This window comes from Methylobacterium sp. P5_C11 (genome assembly GCF_054049775.1).
In genome coordinates this window covers 13,399-29,905 of sequence record NZ_JBFULS010000026.1, presented here as the reverse complement: position 1 = coordinate 29,905, position 16,507 = coordinate 13,399, and the positions used below count along the sequence as shown (strand labels likewise).

Annotated in this window: 10 protein-coding genes and 1 tRNA gene; 7 read left to right on the top strand and 4 right to left on the bottom strand. The window is 70.9% G+C overall.

Going from position 1 to position 16,507, the window contains the following annotated elements:
• Window positions 1-58 precede the first annotated feature (58 nt).
• Together ACXJKQ_RS15430 and ACXJKQ_RS15425 are read left to right on the top strand one after the other, a co-directional pair.
• Window positions 59-493, top strand: a complete 435-nt coding sequence (locus tag ACXJKQ_RS15430; RefSeq protein WP_457106610.1) for a tellurite resistance TerB family protein — start codon at window positions 59-61, stop codon at window positions 491-493.
• Window positions 494-817: 324 nt separating this feature from the next.
• A complete protein-coding gene (locus tag ACXJKQ_RS15425; protein ID WP_457106609.1) occupies window positions 818-4,102 on the top strand; it encodes an efflux RND transporter permease subunit in 3,285 nt (1,094 codons plus the stop codon).
• Window positions 4,103-4,427: 325 nt separating this feature from the next.
• Here ACXJKQ_RS15425 and cynS read toward each other — a convergent pair whose 3' ends face one another.
• Entirely contained in the window at window positions 4,428-4,916 is a 489-nt protein-coding gene (cynS, locus tag ACXJKQ_RS15420; protein ID WP_457106608.1) for a cyanase, read from the bottom strand.
• Between the two features lie 309 nt (window positions 4,917-5,225).
• Between cynS and ACXJKQ_RS15415 the strand changes: the two genes are divergently transcribed.
• From ACXJKQ_RS15415 to ACXJKQ_RS15395, 5 genes are all read left to right on the top strand, one after another.
• Complete coding sequence (locus ACXJKQ_RS15415) at window positions 5,226-7,118, top strand: sigma 54-interacting transcriptional regulator (protein ID WP_457106607.1); 1,893 nt, start codon at window positions 5,226-5,228, stop codon at window positions 7,116-7,118.
• Between the two features lie 147 nt (window positions 7,119-7,265).
• On the top strand, window positions 7,266-8,567 hold the full coding sequence (locus ACXJKQ_RS15410) for an EAL domain-containing protein (RefSeq protein ID WP_457106606.1): 1,302 nt from the start codon (window positions 7,266-7,268) through the stop codon (window positions 8,565-8,567).
• A 150-nt stretch (window positions 8,568-8,717) separates the two neighbouring features.
• Entirely contained in the window at window positions 8,718-10,307 is a 1,590-nt protein-coding gene (tsaE, locus tag ACXJKQ_RS15405; protein ID WP_457106605.1) for a tRNA (adenosine(37)-N6)-threonylcarbamoyltransferase complex ATPase subunit type 1 TsaE, read from the top strand.
• 19 nt (window positions 10,308-10,326) lie between these two features.
• Window positions 10,327-11,067, top strand: coding sequence for a nucleotidyltransferase family protein (locus ACXJKQ_RS15400; RefSeq protein ID WP_457106604.1), 741 nt, complete (start codon window positions 10,327-10,329; stop codon window positions 11,065-11,067).
• A gap of 125 nt (window positions 11,068-11,192) precedes the next feature.
• Window positions 11,193-11,269, top strand: a tRNA-Arg gene (locus ACXJKQ_RS15395).
• 542 nt (window positions 11,270-11,811) lie between these two features.
• On the opposite strand, the gene ACXJKQ_RS15390 is transcribed toward ACXJKQ_RS15395, so the two are convergent.
• The 3 genes from ACXJKQ_RS15390 to ACXJKQ_RS15380 all read right to left on the bottom strand — a co-directional run bounded on the left by ACXJKQ_RS15390 (window position 11,812) and on the right by ACXJKQ_RS15380 (window position 16,498).
• A complete protein-coding gene (locus ACXJKQ_RS15390; RefSeq protein WP_457106603.1) occupies window positions 11,812-13,506 on the bottom strand; it encodes an AMP-binding protein in 1,695 nt (564 codons plus the stop codon).
• Between the two features lie 65 nt (window positions 13,507-13,571).
• Window positions 13,572-14,483, bottom strand: coding sequence for a hydroxymethylglutaryl-CoA lyase (locus tag ACXJKQ_RS15385; RefSeq protein WP_457106602.1), 912 nt, complete (start codon window positions 14,481-14,483; stop codon window positions 13,572-13,574).
• Window positions 14,480-16,498 (bottom strand): ATP-binding protein, encoded by a 2,019-nt coding sequence (locus ACXJKQ_RS15380; protein ID WP_457106601.1) that lies wholly within the window; start codon window positions 16,496-16,498, stop codon window positions 14,480-14,482. The genes ACXJKQ_RS15385 and ACXJKQ_RS15380 overlap by 4 nt, the downstream gene beginning before the upstream one ends.
• Between the last annotated feature and the right edge of the window lie 9 nt (window positions 16,499-16,507).

Genomic DNA, 16,507 nt, shown 5'->3' with positions numbered 1-16,507 from the left:
CCGCATCTTGACTCGGCGCCCACAATATCCGCCATCTCAGGCCCGACGGGAGGTCGGCATGAGCATTTTCCAGGACGCCATCCTTCGGTTCGGCCGCACGATCATGTCGTACGCGGGCGACGCGGTCTTCCTGCAGGCGGCGGTCTCGTCCGCCGCCAACGTCATCGTTGCCGACGGCGACGTGGCCGAGGAGGAGATCGAGTCGGCGATCAGCGGCATCCGCGCCAACCCGATCCTCGAGAAATCCTACGACACCCTGCGGGTCGAGCAGGAACTCTACGAGGCGATCGCCCGGGCCAAGACCCGGGCCGGGCGTCTGGAGAATCTGCGCCTGATAGGCGCCATCGCGGAGCGGCCGGTCGAGCAGCGCCAGGACGTCTTCCTGATCGGCGCGGACGTCGCTGATTTCGATGGGATCAGCGAGGTCGAGCACAAGGCGCTCGACGAGATCGCGGCGGCGCTGTTGGTCGACAAGTCCGCCCTGCTGCGCTGATCCGGCAGGCGCAGGGACGCTGCGCTTAGACCGCTCTCCAGCCCGGCCCTCTTCCTGAGGTGCCGGAGCGCGGCGGAAGCCGCGAAGGAGCGCTCGAGGAGGCGCTGCGATCCCTGAAGCCCTCCCGCGAGATCCGCCGACGCGGGCACCTCTCGATGAGGGCGCGTGTGGGAGGCGGGGCATGACGGGGCCGCCACCGCGATCCTGCGGCGACGCGGCCCGTCCCTTGCCTGACCGGACGTGATAGCGAAACAGTCTGGGTTTAGCCGGTGAGCCGGTACACAACGCGGAGTTGCCGGCCCGGGGCCGGCCGGCGGAGACCGCATGGGCCTCGTCCTCTACGCGCTCAAGTTCCGGATCACGACCTACGTGCTCGCGGTGCTGATGATGCTCGGCGGCGTCGGCGCGATCGTCGTGATGCCCAAGGACGTGCTGCCGGTCGTCGACATCCCGGTGGTCGTGGTGGTCTGGACCTATACCGGCCTGTCCGCGCCGGAGATGGAACAACGCATCACGACCTACGCCGAGTACGGGATCTCCAACAACGTCAACAACATCCGCCGCATGGAGTCGACGACGCTCCAGGGCACGGCGGTCCAGCGGATCTACTTCGACCCCTCGGTGAGCCTCGATCTCGCCATCGCCCAGGTGGTCTCCTCGACCAACTCGATCCGGGCCGTGATGCCCACCGGCACGCAGCCGCCGGTGATCGTGCGCTACTCCGCCTCGTCGGTGCCGGTGATCCAGCTCGCCCTGACCTCGGCCAAGCAGAGCCTCAACGAGGTCTACGACTACGCCCAGTACCGGATCCGCCAGACCCTGGCGCAGGTCCCGGGCTCGACCCTGCCGTCGCCCTTCGGCGGCGCGCCCCGGCAGATCATGGTCGACCTCGACCTCAACGCCCTCCAGGCGCTGGGCCTGACGCCGCTCGACGTCACCAACGCCATGACGGCCCAGAACCTGACGGTGCCGTCGGGCCTCGCCAAGATCGGCGAGCAGCAATACCCGGTCCAGCTCAACGGCACCCCGCCCTCGATCGAGACCCTCAACCTCGCGCCGATCAAGGTGGTGGCGGGCCAGCCCGTGCTGGTGCGCGACGTCGCCTATGTCCGCGACGGCGGCCCGCCGCAGGTCAACGTGGTCAGCGCCGACGGGCAGCAGGCCGTGCTGATGCAGATCATCAAGAACGGCACCGCCTCGACGCTCAATGTCGTCAATAACGTCAAGGGGGCGATGCCGACGATCCGCGCCGCGGCGCCCGAGGGCCTGTCGATCAAGCCGCTGTTCGACCAGTCGGTCTTCGTCTCGAACGCCATCGCGGGCGTGCTGCACGAGGCGCTGACCGCGGCGGCGCTGACGGGGCTCGCCATCCTGCTGTTCCTCGGCTCCTGGCGGTCGACGGTCATCGTGCTGATCTCGATCCCGCTCTGCGTGATGACCTCGCTCGCCGTGCTGGCGGCGCTCGGCGAGACCATCAACGTGATGACGCTGGGCGGCCTCGCCCTCGCGGTCGGCATCCTCGTGGACGACGCCACGGTGGCGATCGAGAACACCTACCGGCTGTTCGAGGAGGGCGAGGAGTTCCGCGAGAGCGTGGTCCACGGCGCCGCCGGCATCGCCAAGCCCGCGCTGATCTCGACGCTGGCGATCTGCGCGGCCTTCACGGCGGTGTTCGCGCTCACCGATACGCCGAAGTACCTGTTCACCCCGCAGGCGCTCGCGGTCGTGTTCGCGATGCTGACCTCCTACCTGCTGTCGCGGACCCTGGTGCCGCTCATGATCGACGTGATCGTGGCACCGGAATACCGGCAGAAGCACGCCAAGGATCACGATGCGTACCGGGACCAGCATGAGGCCCCGCGGCGGGGCCGGATCGCCCGCGCAGTCGGCCTCGTCGGGGCGCCGGTCATGCGGCTCGCCGGCCGGATCCATGGCGGCTTCGAGCGCGGTTTCGCACGGTTCCACCGGGGCTATGTCGGCCTTCTCCACGCGGTGCTGCGCCACCGCATCGTCACCCTGGGCGCTGTCGGCGGCGTGCTCGGCATGACCGGCGTCCTGTTCGTCTTCGTCGGCCAGGACTACTTCCCGCAGATCGAGGCGAGCCAGATGACCATGCATCTGCGCACCCGCGTCGGCATGCGCATCGAGACCGCCCGGCAGGTCTTCGCCGAGGTCGAGGGCACCGTCCGCGAGGTCATCCCACCGGACGAGGTCGACCAGATCCTCCAGAACATCGGCCTGCCGTCGAACAACTACAACTTCGCGTTCTCGGACGGCTCCTTCGTCTCCTACAACGACGGCCAGATGCTCATCAGCCTGAAGGAGGGTCACGGCCCGGTGGCGGGCTACACGAAGCGCCTGCGCGACGTGCTGATGAAGCGTTTCCCCGACGTGACCGTGTACTTCCAGCCCGCCGACATGATCACCCAGATCCTGAATTTCGGCGTCCTCACGCCGATCGACGTGCAGGTCTCCGGCCGGCACAAGGAGAAGGACCTGGAGGTCGCCCAGCGCATCGTGCAGCGGCTGAAGCACACCAAGGGCCTCGTCGACGTCCACCTGCAGCAGATCGTCAACGAGCCGCAATTCTACGTCGATGTCGACCGGCGCCTCGCCGCCGAACTCGGGCTGACCGAGCAGCAGGTGGCGCAGAACATGAACATCTCGCTGTCCGGCAGCTACCAGGTGACGCCGAACTTCTGGCCCGATCCGAAGACCGGCATCCCCTACCAGCTCTGGGTGCAGACGCCCGAGTACCGCAACAGCTCGCTCACCGACCTGCGCAACACGCCGATGTTCGTGCGCGCCGCCGCGACCTCCGGCTCCGGCCCCGGCGTGCTGACCCTGCTGTCGAGCCTCGCCGACATCCGCCGGACGCCGACGCAGACCATGATCAGCCACGTCAACATTCAGCCGACCTTCGACATCTTCGCCTCGGTCCAGGACCGGGACCTCGGCGCGGTGGCGCGGGACATCGACGCCATCGTGCAGGACGAGCAGAAGAACCTGGAAGCGCCCGACAAGATCGCGGTGCGCGGGCAGATCGAGAACATGCGGGGGGCCTTCTTCCGCCTGGAGATCGGCCTCGGCATCGCGCTGATCGCCGTCTACCTGCTGATGGCGGTGAACTACCAGAGCTGGGGCGACCCGTTCGTGGTGATCGCCGCCCTGCCGATGGCCTTCTGCGGCATCACCTTCGCGCTGTTCGTCACCGGCACGACCTTCTCGATCCCGTCGATCTTCGGGGCGATCATGTCGGTGGGCATCGCCTCGGCGAACTCGATCCTGCTCGTCACCTTCGCCAAGGAGCACCGGGAGGCGACGGGCTGCAGCGCTCTGGAGGCGGCGATCACGGCGGGCGAGACCCGCCTGCGGCCGGTGCTGATGACCGCCTCGGCGATGTTCCTCGGGCTGATCCCGATGGCGCTCGGCACCGGCGAGGGCGGCGAGCAGAACGCGGCCCTCGCCCGGGCCGTGATGGGCGGCATCGCCTTCGCGACCCCCGCGACCCTGCTCCTGGTCCCGTTCCTCTACGTGCTGATGCGCGGTGGCCCGGCGCAGCCGGTGCAGGATTACCTGGAGCCGGAGGGTCAGCCGGCTGCGGGGTAAGGCAGCCTGGCCTCCACCGCGCTCCCTCCCCCGCAGAGGCTGCGGTGTTCACACATCCCCAGGGAACATCGACGCTGGCGGCAGAGCGCGACAGGCCCCCTCTCCCGAGCGGGAGAGGGTTGGGGTGAGGGATGAGGACTCGCAGGATCGAGCACGCCATCGACGCGCATGAGCGGCGCGCTTCGTTCGGACAGACCTGATCCCTCACCCTGTCCCTCTCCCGCTCGGGAGAGGGGACCCGCGCTCCACCGGGCATCGATGTTGCCAAACCGAAAGGGTGAATCCGCAAGCCCGCGGAGGGGGAGGGGAGGCCCCTTCGGACCGCTCAGCCCTCCTTGAAGCCGTATTCCGGCGTGTCGTCGTCGTTGCCGTAATACTTGTACGGCAGGAACTTGCCCGACATGGTCAGCCGCACGCGGTCGCCCTTGTTGTTGGCCTCGCGGGCCATGTCCATGTTGAAGTCGATCGCCGACATGATGCCGTCGCCGAACTCCTCCTGGATGAGCTCCTTGAAGGTCGTGCCGTAGACCATCACCAGCTCGTAGAACCGGTAGATTAGCGGGTCGGTGGGCGGCATCGACGGGATCGAGCCGCGATAGGGCGGCTCGTTGAGCATCCGCTCCTCGGCCTCGGTGAGCCCGAACAGCGCCGCTGCGCGCTGCGCCTGAGCCTTGGGCAGCTTCATCTGGCCCATGCAGGCGGCGGTGATCAGGAACGGCGAGAGGCCGCCGATGGCCTCGTGGATATGCTTCCAGGTCCAGCCCTTCTCGCGCTTGATGTCGAGAAGCTTCTCGGTGAGGTCTTCGCGCTTCATCGTCGGTTCCCGGGTTCGAATCTGCCWGGGTCGGGTGAGGCCGCGTGGTCCGCGGCCWCACCCACCCCGATGCGGGGTGCACGTCCGGATCGCGACCGTTGAGGGAGGATACGGTCGCGACCGGACGCGGACGTCTGCCGGGCGTCGACGCAGCGTGCCTTCGGGGCGGCGCCGGTCGACGGGCGGACGGGGATCGAATGGCAAGCGGTATGCCAGAGGCCCCGAACGTCGAATCGCCAGTCCCCGCAAGATGTTGACCGATCGGATCTTGCTCACGACATTTCGTCGGCGACGAGATATCGTGATCCGATGACGAAATCTCGTGAGGCAGGCGGAGCCGACACGTTCGGGCCGGTTTTCGAGGCGAGCCCGGATCCGATGCTGGTGCTCGCGCCCGAGGAGGATCGGATCGCCGACGCCAACCCCGCCGCGGCGCGCCTGCTGGGCCACGGGCGGCCGGCGCTGCGGGGCGTGCGGGCGAGCGCGCTGTTTCCGGGCCAGCTCGCGGCCCTGACGGTCTTCACACAGGCCACCCTGGCGAAGGGGCATTGGTGGACGCGGACCCTGTCGCCCCGCGATGCCGCCGGTCGCGACCTGCGGGTCGAGACCGTGGCCTTCCCGCTCCCGGGGGCGCCGACCCGCCTCCTCGTGACCCTCGCGAACCCGGACGCCCTCCACCGCCGACAGGTCGACGGCGAGGCCGAGGCCCACATGCGCGCGGGACTCTCCGAATGGCAGCGCATGGAGCGGATCTTCCGCGACATCGAGCGCAGCAACCAGCTGATCCTGCGCGCGGCCGGGGAGGGGATCTACGGGGTCAACGCGGAGGGCGTCACCACCTTCGTCAACCCGGCCGCCGCGCGCATGCTCGGCTGCGAGGCCGCCGACCTCGTCGGTCGGGATATGCATGCCGCCGTGCACCACACCCGCCCGGACGGCAGCCACTATCCCCATCGCGACTGCCCGATCTACGCGGCCTTCCGCGACGGCGCCGTGCATCAGGTCGATCACGAGGTGTTCTGGCGTGCCGACGGGACGTCCTTCCCGGTCGAGTACACCTCGACGCCGATCCGTGACCGGGGGCGTCTGCTCGGCGCCGTCATCGTGTTCCGCGACATCAGCCAGCGCCGCGAGGCCGAATCCCGCCTGACGAGCGCGCTCGCCGAGGTCGATTCGCTGCGGGAGCGCCTCGAGCTCGAGAACGCGTATCTCAAGGAGGAAATCCGGGCCGAGCGCCACCACCAGGGCATCATCGGCCGCTCGCCGGCCATCGCGGCGACGCTCCGCCAGATCGACCGCGTCGCCGGAACCGACGCCACGGTGCTGATCACCGGCGAGTCCGGAACCGGCAAGGAGCTGATCGCCCAGGCGATCCACGAGGCGAGCCGCCGCAGCGCCCGCCCGATGATCCGCGTGAACTGCGCGGCGATCCCCCGCGATCTGTTCGAGAGCGAGTTCTTCGGCCACGCCAAGGGCAGCTTCACCGGGGCGCTGCGCGACCGGGTCGGGCGGTTCGAACTCGCCGACGGCGGCACGCTGTTCCTCGACGAGGTCGGGGAGATTCCCCTCGACCTCCAGGGCAAGCTGCTGCGCGTCCTGCAGGAGCGCTCGTTCGAGCGGGTCGGCGAGGCCCGCACCCGGGCGGTGGACGTGCGCGTGGTCGCGGCCACCAACCGGGATCTGCGCGCCGAGGTCCGGGCCGGCCGCTTCCGGGAGGACCTCTTTTTCCGCCTCAACGTCTTCCCGATCCAGGCGCGGCCCCTGCGCGAGCGGCCCGAGGACATCCCGCCGATCGCCCAGCATCTGCTCGGGGCCGCCGCGCGCCGCCTCGCCATGCCGGAGCCGCGCCTTTCGGAGGGCGATGTCCGCCGCCTCTGCCGCCATTCCTGGCCGGGAAACGTCCGCGAGCTGGAGAACGTGATCGAGCGGGCGGTGATCCTGTCCGCTCGGGGCCGGCTCCGCCTCGATCTGCCCGCCGGCGAAGGAGCCGGGCACGCCGCGGCCGCCGCACCGGCCGCCGCGCCCGAAGGGCGGCCTGCCACCGAAGCCGAACGTCGTGCCCGCGACCGCGCCGAGATCGTCGCGGCCCTGGCGCTGGCGGGCGGCCGCATCTCCGGACCGGGGGGCGCGGCCGCGCTCCTCGGCCTGCGACCGACGACGCTGGCTTCGCGCATCAAGGCCCACGGGATTCCGCGCGCCTGATCCCGCGTGACAGGCCCCCGCCCCCGCGAAACGCTGTTGACGAAGGCCATGCGGCCGCGTCCGCGCGGCGATCCTTCGGATGCCCTTAAGATCGCCGTGTCACCGTGACGCCGGGCGTTTCCATCGCAGTCGCAGCACCACCGGCCAATGCAGGACCTATCCGACCCCGTCACCCTCCCGGCCGGTGCCATCCTGTTCGAGGAGGGGGAGATCGGGCGCTGCGCCTACCTGATCCTGAGCGGGCGCATCGCGATCGTCCGGCGGTGCGACGGCGGCGAGATGGTGCTCGCCCGGCGCGGCGTCGGGGAAGTGTTCGGCGAGATGGCGATCCTCGATGCCCTCCCGCGCTCCGCCAGCGTTCGGGCCGAGCAGGATTGCGTGCTCGTGCCGGTTAGCGCGGAGCAGATCCGCCGGCAGCTCGCCGGCGCCGATCCGATCCTGCGCCTCTGTCTCGAAGGGCTCATCGCCCGGCTCCGCGAGACCCTGCCGCGCGTCGGGCCGGTCGAGGCGGGGAGCCGGCCCGTGCCGCCGTCGCCGGCCGCCCGGGCCGATTTCGACGCGGCGGTCGCCGCGCTCGCGCAGGAGCGGGCCCTGCGGCGGGCTCTGGCGCGGGACGAGTTCGTGCTGTTCCTGCAGCCGATCGTGCGGCTCGCCACGGGACGTCTCGCCGGGTTCGAGGCGCTGATCCGGTGGCAGGATCCCGAGCGCGGCCTCGTGCCGCCCGCGGCCTTCATTCCGGCCGCCGAGGCGAACGGCCTGATCGTGGGGATCACCGCCTGGGTGATCGGCGAGATCGGCCGGATCGTGCCCGGGATCCTCCAGGCCGCCCGGCACGCGCCCGCCGCCGTCGAGCCGTCCCTGTTCGTGAGCTTCAACGTCTCGGCCCAGGATCTCGCCCGGTCGGACATCCCGGCCCTGATCGACGCGATGCTGCGCCGGACCGGCCTCGCCCCCGGCGCCCTGAAGATCGAGATCACCGAGAGCACGCTGATGCAGGATCCGGCCGCCGCCGCCGCCGCCCTCGCGCGCTGCCGCGCCGCCGGCCTCGGCATCGCCGTGGACGATTTCGGCACCGGCTATTCCTCCCTCAGCCACCTCAGCACCCTGCCGATCACCACGTTGAAGGTCGACCGGGCCTTCGTCCGGGCGATGCTGGCGGAGCCGCGCGACCGCCGGATCGTCCAGACCATCCTGCGGCTCGCCGAGGAGATCGGGGTGGCGGCGGTCGCGGAGGGCATCGAGGGCCGCGCCGAGGCGGCGGCCCTGGCCGCGATGGGCTGCGCCCTCGGCCAGGGCTACCATTTCGGCCGCCCGATGCCCCAGCCGGACGCCCTAGCGACGGTCGCCGCCTGGGATGCCGGGCGCTGGCGCTGCTCCCCGGCCGATGCCGCGGACCGCGGCCGGCGAACGGGCCGGGCACCGGCGCGCGCCCGCGTCGCGTCGCCCTGAGCGGCGCCGAGTCTCCGCGTCGACGGTCTTCGCGCCCGGGAGCGTGGTTTCGATGCACCGGGCGAGCGGTAAGCGTGCGGTTCCGGGCGGAAACACTTGCATCCGGTGCGTGTTTTCGGACCATGCGTCTTCGGGTCTCGGAGGCGGGCATTGGGCGGAGACGATCGAGACGGGCAGAGGGCCGACGGAGCGGCGGGTGAATCCGCGCGCCCCGCCCCCTGGGAATTCGTGCTGCCGGAGGAGACGGCCACCGAGGATCTCGGCCTGTTCCTGTCGGAATTCCTGATGCCGGGGGACGTGGTGGCGCTCTCCGGGGGATTGGGGGGCGGCAAGACGACCCTCGCCCGCGCGGTCATCCGCGAACTCGCCGGCGACCCGCGCCTGGAGGTGCCGAGCCCGACCTTCACGCTGATCCAGCCCTATGCGGCCCGCGACGGCCGGCCGATCATCCATGCCGATCTCTACCGGCTGCGCGACTCCGACGAGCTGGTGGAACTCGGCTTCGACGAGATGGCCGAGGAGGCGATCTCCCTGGTGGAGTGGCCCGACCGGATGCCGCCCCGCGACGGCCCGGTCCTCACCGTGGACCTGTCCCTGCGCGCCGAGTTCGGCCCCGAGGCGCGGCTGGCCCGGATCGACGGCACCGGCGGCATGCGCGCCCGCCTCGACCGGGCGCGGGCGGTGCGCCGGCTCCTCGACCGCAGCGGCTGGGACATCGCCGAGCGCGTTCTGATGCAGGGCGACGCCTCGTCCCGGGCCTACGAGCGCCTGACCAAGCCCGACGGGACCAGCGCCGTGCTGATGATCGCCCCGCCGCGCCCCGACGGGCCGCCGGTGCGGGACGGCAAGCCCTACAGCGCGATCGTCCATCTGGCCGAGAGCGTCCACGCCTTCGTGGCCCTCGACCGGGGCCTGCGGGCGCTCGGCTTCTCGGCGCCCAGGATCTACGGCGAGGACCTCGCCGAGGGCCTGCTGATCCTGGAAGATCTCGGCAGCGAGCCGGTGATCGAGGGCGGCGCCCCGCGGCCCGAGCGCTACGCCGAGGCCGTGCGGCTGCTCGCCAAGCTCCACGCCAACCCGCTCCCCGCGGTCCTGCCGGTGGCGGACGGGATCGAGCACGTGCTGCCGCCCTACGACATGGAGGCGCTCCTCTTCGAGACGGAGCTGATGCCCGACTGGTACGCCCCGGCGATCCGGAACGTCAGCCTGTCGGCGGCGGCGCGGGCGGCGTTCGTCGACCTGTGGCGGGAGGCGCTCCAGGCCGCGATCCCGGACCGGCCGACCTGGACGCTGCGCGACTACCATTCCCCCAACCTGATCTGGCTGCCGGAGCGCGACGGGCTGGAGCGGGTCGGGCTGATCGACTTCCAGGACGCCGTGATGGGCCACCCGGCCTACGACGTTGCCTCGCTGCTGCAGGATGCCCGGGTCGATACCAGCGCCGAGTTCGAGCTGCGGCTGCTCGGTCTCTACGCCCGCGAGCGCCGGGGCCGGGATCCGGCCTTCGATGTCGGCGCCTTCGCCACCGCCTACGCGTTGCTGGCGGCGCAGCGCGCCACCAAGATCCTGGGCATCTTCGCGCGCCTCGACCGGCGCGACGGCAAGCCCGGCTACCTCGCCCACCTGCCGCGGATCGAGGGCTATCTCGCCCGCAACCTCGCCCACCCGGCGCTGGCCGGGCTGCGGGCCTGGCACGCGGACCACCTGCCGGGCCTCATCGCGCCCGCTCCCGAACCCTGACCACCGGATCCGTCACCGCATGAGCGAGCCCAGTCCCGCCGTCAGCCGCGCCTTCGTCCTGGCCGCGGGGCTCGGCAAGCGCATGCGGCCGGTGACCGCCACGGTGCCGAAACCCCTGGTGGAGGTCGCCGGCAAGGCGCTGCTCGACCACGCCCTCGACCGGGTCGCGGAGGCGGGGATCGGGACGGCGGTCGTCAACGTCCACTACCTCGCCGACCTGATCGAGGGCCATCTCGCCCACCGGTCCGAGGGGCCGGCCACGATCGTGTCGGACGAGCGCGCGGCGCTGCTGGAGACGGGCGGCGGCATCCGCAAGGCTCTGCCGCTCCTGGGCGAAGCGCCGTTCGTCGTGCTGAACTCGGATTCGTTCTGGCTCGAGGGACCCGCCTCCAACCTGCGCCGCCTGATCGACCGCTGGGACGGGGCACGCATGGACGGCCTCCTGCTGGTGGCCTCCACCGCCACCAGCCTCGGCTACGAGGGGGCTGGGGATTTCGTGATGGATCCGGACGGCCGCCTGGCGCGGCGCGGGGAGCGTACGGTGGCGCCGTTCATCTACGCGGGGGTGGCGGTCCTGCGCCCGAGCCTGTTCGCCGACACGCCGGAGGGCGCCTTCTCGCTCAATCTCCTGTTCGACCGGGCGATCGCGGCGGGGCGGCTGTTCGGGATGCGGCTCGACGGCCAGTGGCTGCATGTCGGTACGCCCGAGGCGATCCGGGCCGCGGAAGAGCGGGTGCGGGGAAGCGCCCCGGCTCCGTGATCGTTCGACGGCATGGCGCGACGCACGGGCCGAGACGGTCGTTGTCCGAAGTCTCTTGCCAAGCCGGATTCGAGCCTCTAGAAGCCCCTTCACACCGGCGGGCCAAGACCTCGCCGCCGTGTCAGGCGCCCGTAGCTCAGCTGGATAGAGCACCAGACTACGAATCTGGGGGTCAGAGGTTCGAATCCTTTCGGGCGCGCCATTCGACTTAGCCTTGACTAGCTGAACGGCGAAGCTTCCGCTTCTCGGAAAACTGCACTCTGAAGTGCTGCGCTTCGCTGGTACCATTGGGTCTGACCGTCCCATGGCCGGTTTCAGTCCGAGACAGATCCAGGCTGAAGCATCATCAAGCCGCCATGCCGACGTCGGGTCGCTGCCGCTGCCTTGCGCGTGAGTCTCTCGGGTCGTTGGCTAAAAGACCCCTTTGATCTGTCGGCGGGTGGGTGTCGGCTGCAAGGGCCGGGAGGACTCGGAGGCCGTCACGGATCTGCGCGTGCGCCTGTAGTGCGGGGATGCAGTCCCGCCTCTCCGACCCGTCCGATCTCGGAACCCTCCGCCGTCAGCCAAGGAACGCTCCACCATTGGGGAGCCAATCCAGTCCATGCCGACATAGTCGCCGGGCGCGAGCCCACGCGCGACATGGGCCTGGAAGATCGCGCGGTCGATCGGTCCATCCAGCGCGAACAGGACACGCGCCGACCCAATCGGACAGGTCCGTCAGGCGCTCTGGAGGGCTGCGCCTTGCTAGGCGGTCTCCGGCCGTCGGAGACCCAGTTGCTCCTCGACCTGCCGACGCATCACGTATTTCTGAACCTTGCCCGAAACCGTCATCGGAAATTCGTCCACGAACTGGATGTATCTCGGGATTTTGTGATGCGCGATCTGTCCCACGCAGAAGGTGCGCACCTCCTGCTCCGACAGGGTTTCCCCCACGCGCGGCTTGATCCAGGCGCAGAGTTCCTCGCCGTAAGTCCGGTCGGCCACCCCGAAGATCTGAACATCCTGGATCTTCGGATGAAGAAAGAGAAACTCCTCGACTTCGCGCGGATAGATGTTCTCGCCGCCACGGATCACCATGTCCTTGATGCGGCCTACGATGTTGCAATACCCCTCGCCGTCCAGCGTCGCGAGGTCGCCGGTGTTCATCCATCCGGCGGCGTCGAGCACCTCCGCAGTCCTCTCGGCGTCGCCCCAATATCCGAGCATGACCGAGTAGCCGCGGGTGCAGAGTTCGCCGCGCTCGCCCCGCGGGACCACGCGCCCCTCCGGATCCACGATCTTGACTTCGAGATGCGGGTGGATCCGCCCGACGGTGGTGACGCGCCGCTCCAGCGGGTCGTCGCTCGCGCTCTGAAAGCTTACCGGGCTGGTCTCGGTCATGCCGTACGCGATGGTGACGTCCTGCATGCTCATGTGCTCGACGACCCGTCGCATCACCGCGATCGGGCACGGCGCGCCCGCCATGATCCCCGTCCGCAGCGAATGCAGGTCGAACTGCGCGAAGTCGGGATGGTCGAGTTCGGCGATGAACATGGTCGGTACGCCGTAGAGCGCTGTGCAACGCTCCGCCTGCACGGTCTCCAGCGTGGCGCGGGGATCGAAGCCCTCGCCCGGGTAGACCATGGCGCAGCCATGGGTCAGCGCCGCAAGGTTGCCCATCACCATGCCGAAGCAATGGTAGAGCGGCACCGGGATGCAGATCCGGTCCTCGGCGCTCAGCCGCATCGCGCGGCCGACGAAGTAGCCGTTGTTGAGGATGTTGTGGTGGGTCAGCGTCACACCCTTCGGAGAGCCGGTGGTGCCGCTGGTGAACTGGATGTTGGCCGCATCGTCGAACTGGATCACCCCGGCAAGGTCGCGCAACGCGGCGTGCTCGGCCGCGCCGGCACGGCGCGCGAGGGCATCGAAGGGGATCGTTCCCGGAGCCGGCGGTCCGCCGATCTGGATGACCGTGCGCAGGTGCGGCAGGCGGGCGGCGGACAGACGGCCCGGCTCCGAGGTGGCGAGCTCGGGGGCCAGGGTGTCGAGCATCCCGAGATAGTCGCTGGTCTTGAACGCGGTCGCCGTCACGAGGGCGGTGCAGCCGACCGTGTTGAGCCCGAATTCCAGCTCCGTCAGCCGGTAGGCCGGATTGACCGTCACCAGGATCAGCCCCGCCCGGGCGGCGGCGAACTGGGTCAACACCCACTCGGCGCGATTGAGCGACCAGATGCCGACCCGGTCGCCGCGCCGGAGGCCCAGGGCGAGCAGGCCGGCCGCGACGGCGTCGACGTCATCCTTCAGCGCGCGCCAGGTCCACCGCGTGCCCTGAGCGTGCGCGACCAGGGCGGTCCGGTCCGGCCAGGTCGCGGCGGCACGGTCCAGGGCCTGGCCGATGGTCAGGCCGAGCAGGGGCTCGCCGATCGCCCCATGGACATAACTCAGCCCCCGGTCGCTCATGTCGTCCTCCCCTGTGCCTTCGAACACGCGCCACGCTCGGTCACCGGCCGGAGCCGGCCGCTGGGTCAGGGTGTCGGCTGTGCGGCGGCCAGAGCGCGCGCGACCTTCGAGGCCGGCGCAATGCCCAGGTGGCGCGCGATCGACCGGCCGGCCTCGGCGAGGGCATCGAGATCGATGCCGGTCGCGATGCCCATGCCGTGCAGCATGTAGACGACGTCCTCGGTGGCGACGTTGCCGGCGGCGCCCGGCGCGTAGGGGCAGCCCCCGAGCCCCGCCACCGCGCTGTCCACCACCGACACGCCGAGTTCCAGGCAGGCGAGGATGTTGGCCAGGGCCTGCCCGTAGGTGTCGTGGAAATGCAGGGCGATCGCCTGCACCGGTACGTCGGCGGCCACCCGCTCGATCAGCCGTTGGGCCTTGAGCGGCGTGCCGGTCCCGATCGTGTCGCCCAGCGCGATCTCGTGACAGCCCATCGCGTGCAGGGACGCGGCGACGCGGGCGACCGCCTCCGGGGCGACATCGCCCGCGTAGGGGCAGCCCAGGACGCAGGACACGTAGCCCCGCACCCGCAGGTTCTTCGCACGCGCCGCCTCCAGCACCGGAGCGAAGCGGTCGAGGCTCTCGGCGATCGAGCCATTGATATTGCGCCGGGAAAAGCTCTCCGAGGCGGCGGCGAACACCGCGACCTCGCGCACCCCGCAGGCGAGAGCCCGCTCCAGGCCCTGCAGGTTCGGGACGAGCACGGAGTAGACGACCTCGGGCCGGGGGCGCAGCCGCGCCAGGACCTCGGCAGTGTCGGCCATCTGCGGCACCCATCGGGGCGACACGAAGCTGCCGGCCTCGATGTGGGTCAGCCCGGCCTCGGCCAGGGCCTCGATCAGCGCCGCCTTGACCGCGATCGGCACCGTCGCGGGCTCGTTCTGGAGCCCGTCCCGCGGCCCGACCTCGACTACGCGCACCCGGCCCGGATAGCTCATGCGGGCCGCTCCTCAGTCGCGAAGGTGACGATCTCGGTGCCCTCCTCGACCCTGTCGTCGACAGCGTGGCGGACCTCGGCGATGGTGCCGTCCTGCGGGGCGCGGAGGGTGATCTCCATCTTCATCGCCTCGATCACAAGGAGTGGCGCGTTCCTCTCCACCACGTCGCCGGGCCGCACCCAGACCTGGGTCACGCGGCCAGGCACGGGGGCCTTCACCCGGTCGCTGCCGGCCGCCTCGGTCCGGGGCGGGGCGAGGGGATCGACGTGGATGAGCGTCGCGTTCCGCCCGCCGACGACCACCGTCAGCGCCGCGTCCTGTCGGACCACGCGGAGCCGCCGCCAGATGCCGTCCAGCATCAGCCGCGCCCCCTCGGCGTCCTCGGCGAGGGCGGCCCGGACGCTGCCGCCCGGCAGGTCGAGGCGGGCGCCGCCGTCGGGCAGCGGATACGCCCGCACGGCGACGGGCGGATCGTCGCTCCGGCGGAACAGCAGGTCCTGGTAGGCCTCCCCGTTCATCCGCCAGGCATCCGTTTCGGCCCAGGGCGACCAGGGATCGCCGCCCGCCCGCGCCTGCGCGGCGACCGCCGCGCGCTGGTCGCGCAGCACGGTCAGGGCGGCGGCGGCCCAGACGGCGGACTCGATCCCGTCGGCCGGGCGCGTCGCCATCAGGTCGGCCGCGTGGCGGGCGATGAAGCCGGTATCGAGCTCGGCCCTCCCGTAGGCGGGATGGGCCGCGATGGCGCGCAGCAGGCCGAGATTGGTCGTCACGCCGACCACCTCATACGCGGCGAGCGCGGCGGCGAGCTGCCGGACGGCGGCGGGGCGGTCCTCGCCCCAGACGACCAGCTTGGCGATCATCGGGTCGTAATCCGGCGTGATCCGGTCGCCCTGCGCGATCCCGGAGTCGACGCGCACCCGGCCCGGCACCTCCTGCGGCTGGCGCAGGTGGACGAGCGTGCCGACCGTGGGCAGAAAATCCCGTTCCGGATCCTCGGCGTAGACCCGTGCCTCGATGGCGTGGCCCTGCAAATGCAATCCCTCGGCGCCGAGGGGCAGCCGCTCGCCTGCGGCCACGCGCAACTGCCACTCCACCAGATCGAGGCCGGTGACCATCTCGGTCACCGGATGCTCGACCTGCAGGCGGGTGTTCATCTCCATGAAGTGGAAGGCCTCGCCCTCGGCGATGAACTCCACCGTGCCGGCGCCGACATAGCCGACCGCCCGGGCCGCCGCGACGGCGGCCTCGCCCATCCGCGCGCGCCGGGCCGGGTCCATCCCGGGGGCCGGTGCCTCCTCGAGGACCTTCTGGTGGCGCCGCTGGATCGAGCAGTCGCGCTCGAACAGCGAGACGATGGTGCCGTGGCTGTCGGCGAAGACCTGGATCTCGATGTGCCGGGGTCGGGTCAGGTATTTCTCGATCAGCACCCGGTCGTCGCCGAAGGAGGCCTGCGCCTCGCGCTGGGCGCCGGCGAGCGCGGCCTCGAACTCCGTGGCCGACCCGACGACGCGCATGCCCTTGCCGCCGCCGCCCGCCGACGCCTTGATCAGCACCGGGTAGCCGATGCGGGCGGCCGCCTCCTTCAGAACTGGGAGGTCCTGCGCCGCGCCGTGATAGCCGGGCACCAGGGGCACCCCGGCGCGCTCCATCAGCGCTTTGGCCTCGGCCTTCGAGCCCATGGCGCGGATCGCGGCAGGGGGCGGGCCGATGAATACGAGGCCGGCTTCGGCGCAGGCGGCGGCGAAGTCCGCGTTCTCCGACAGGAACCCGTAGCCGGGATGGATCGCCTCCGCCCCGGCGCGGCGGGCGACGTCGAGGATCCGCGCGCCCACGAGGTAGCTCTGGCGCGCCGGGGCGGCGCCGATCGGCCAGGCCTCGTCGGCCATCCGGGTGTGGCGGGCGCCGGCATCCGCCTCCGAATAGACCGCGACCGTGCCGATGCCGAGGCGCCGGGCTGTGGCGATCACCCGGCAGGCGATCTCCCCGCGGTTGGCGATCAGGATCTTGCCGAACATGGCCGCCCC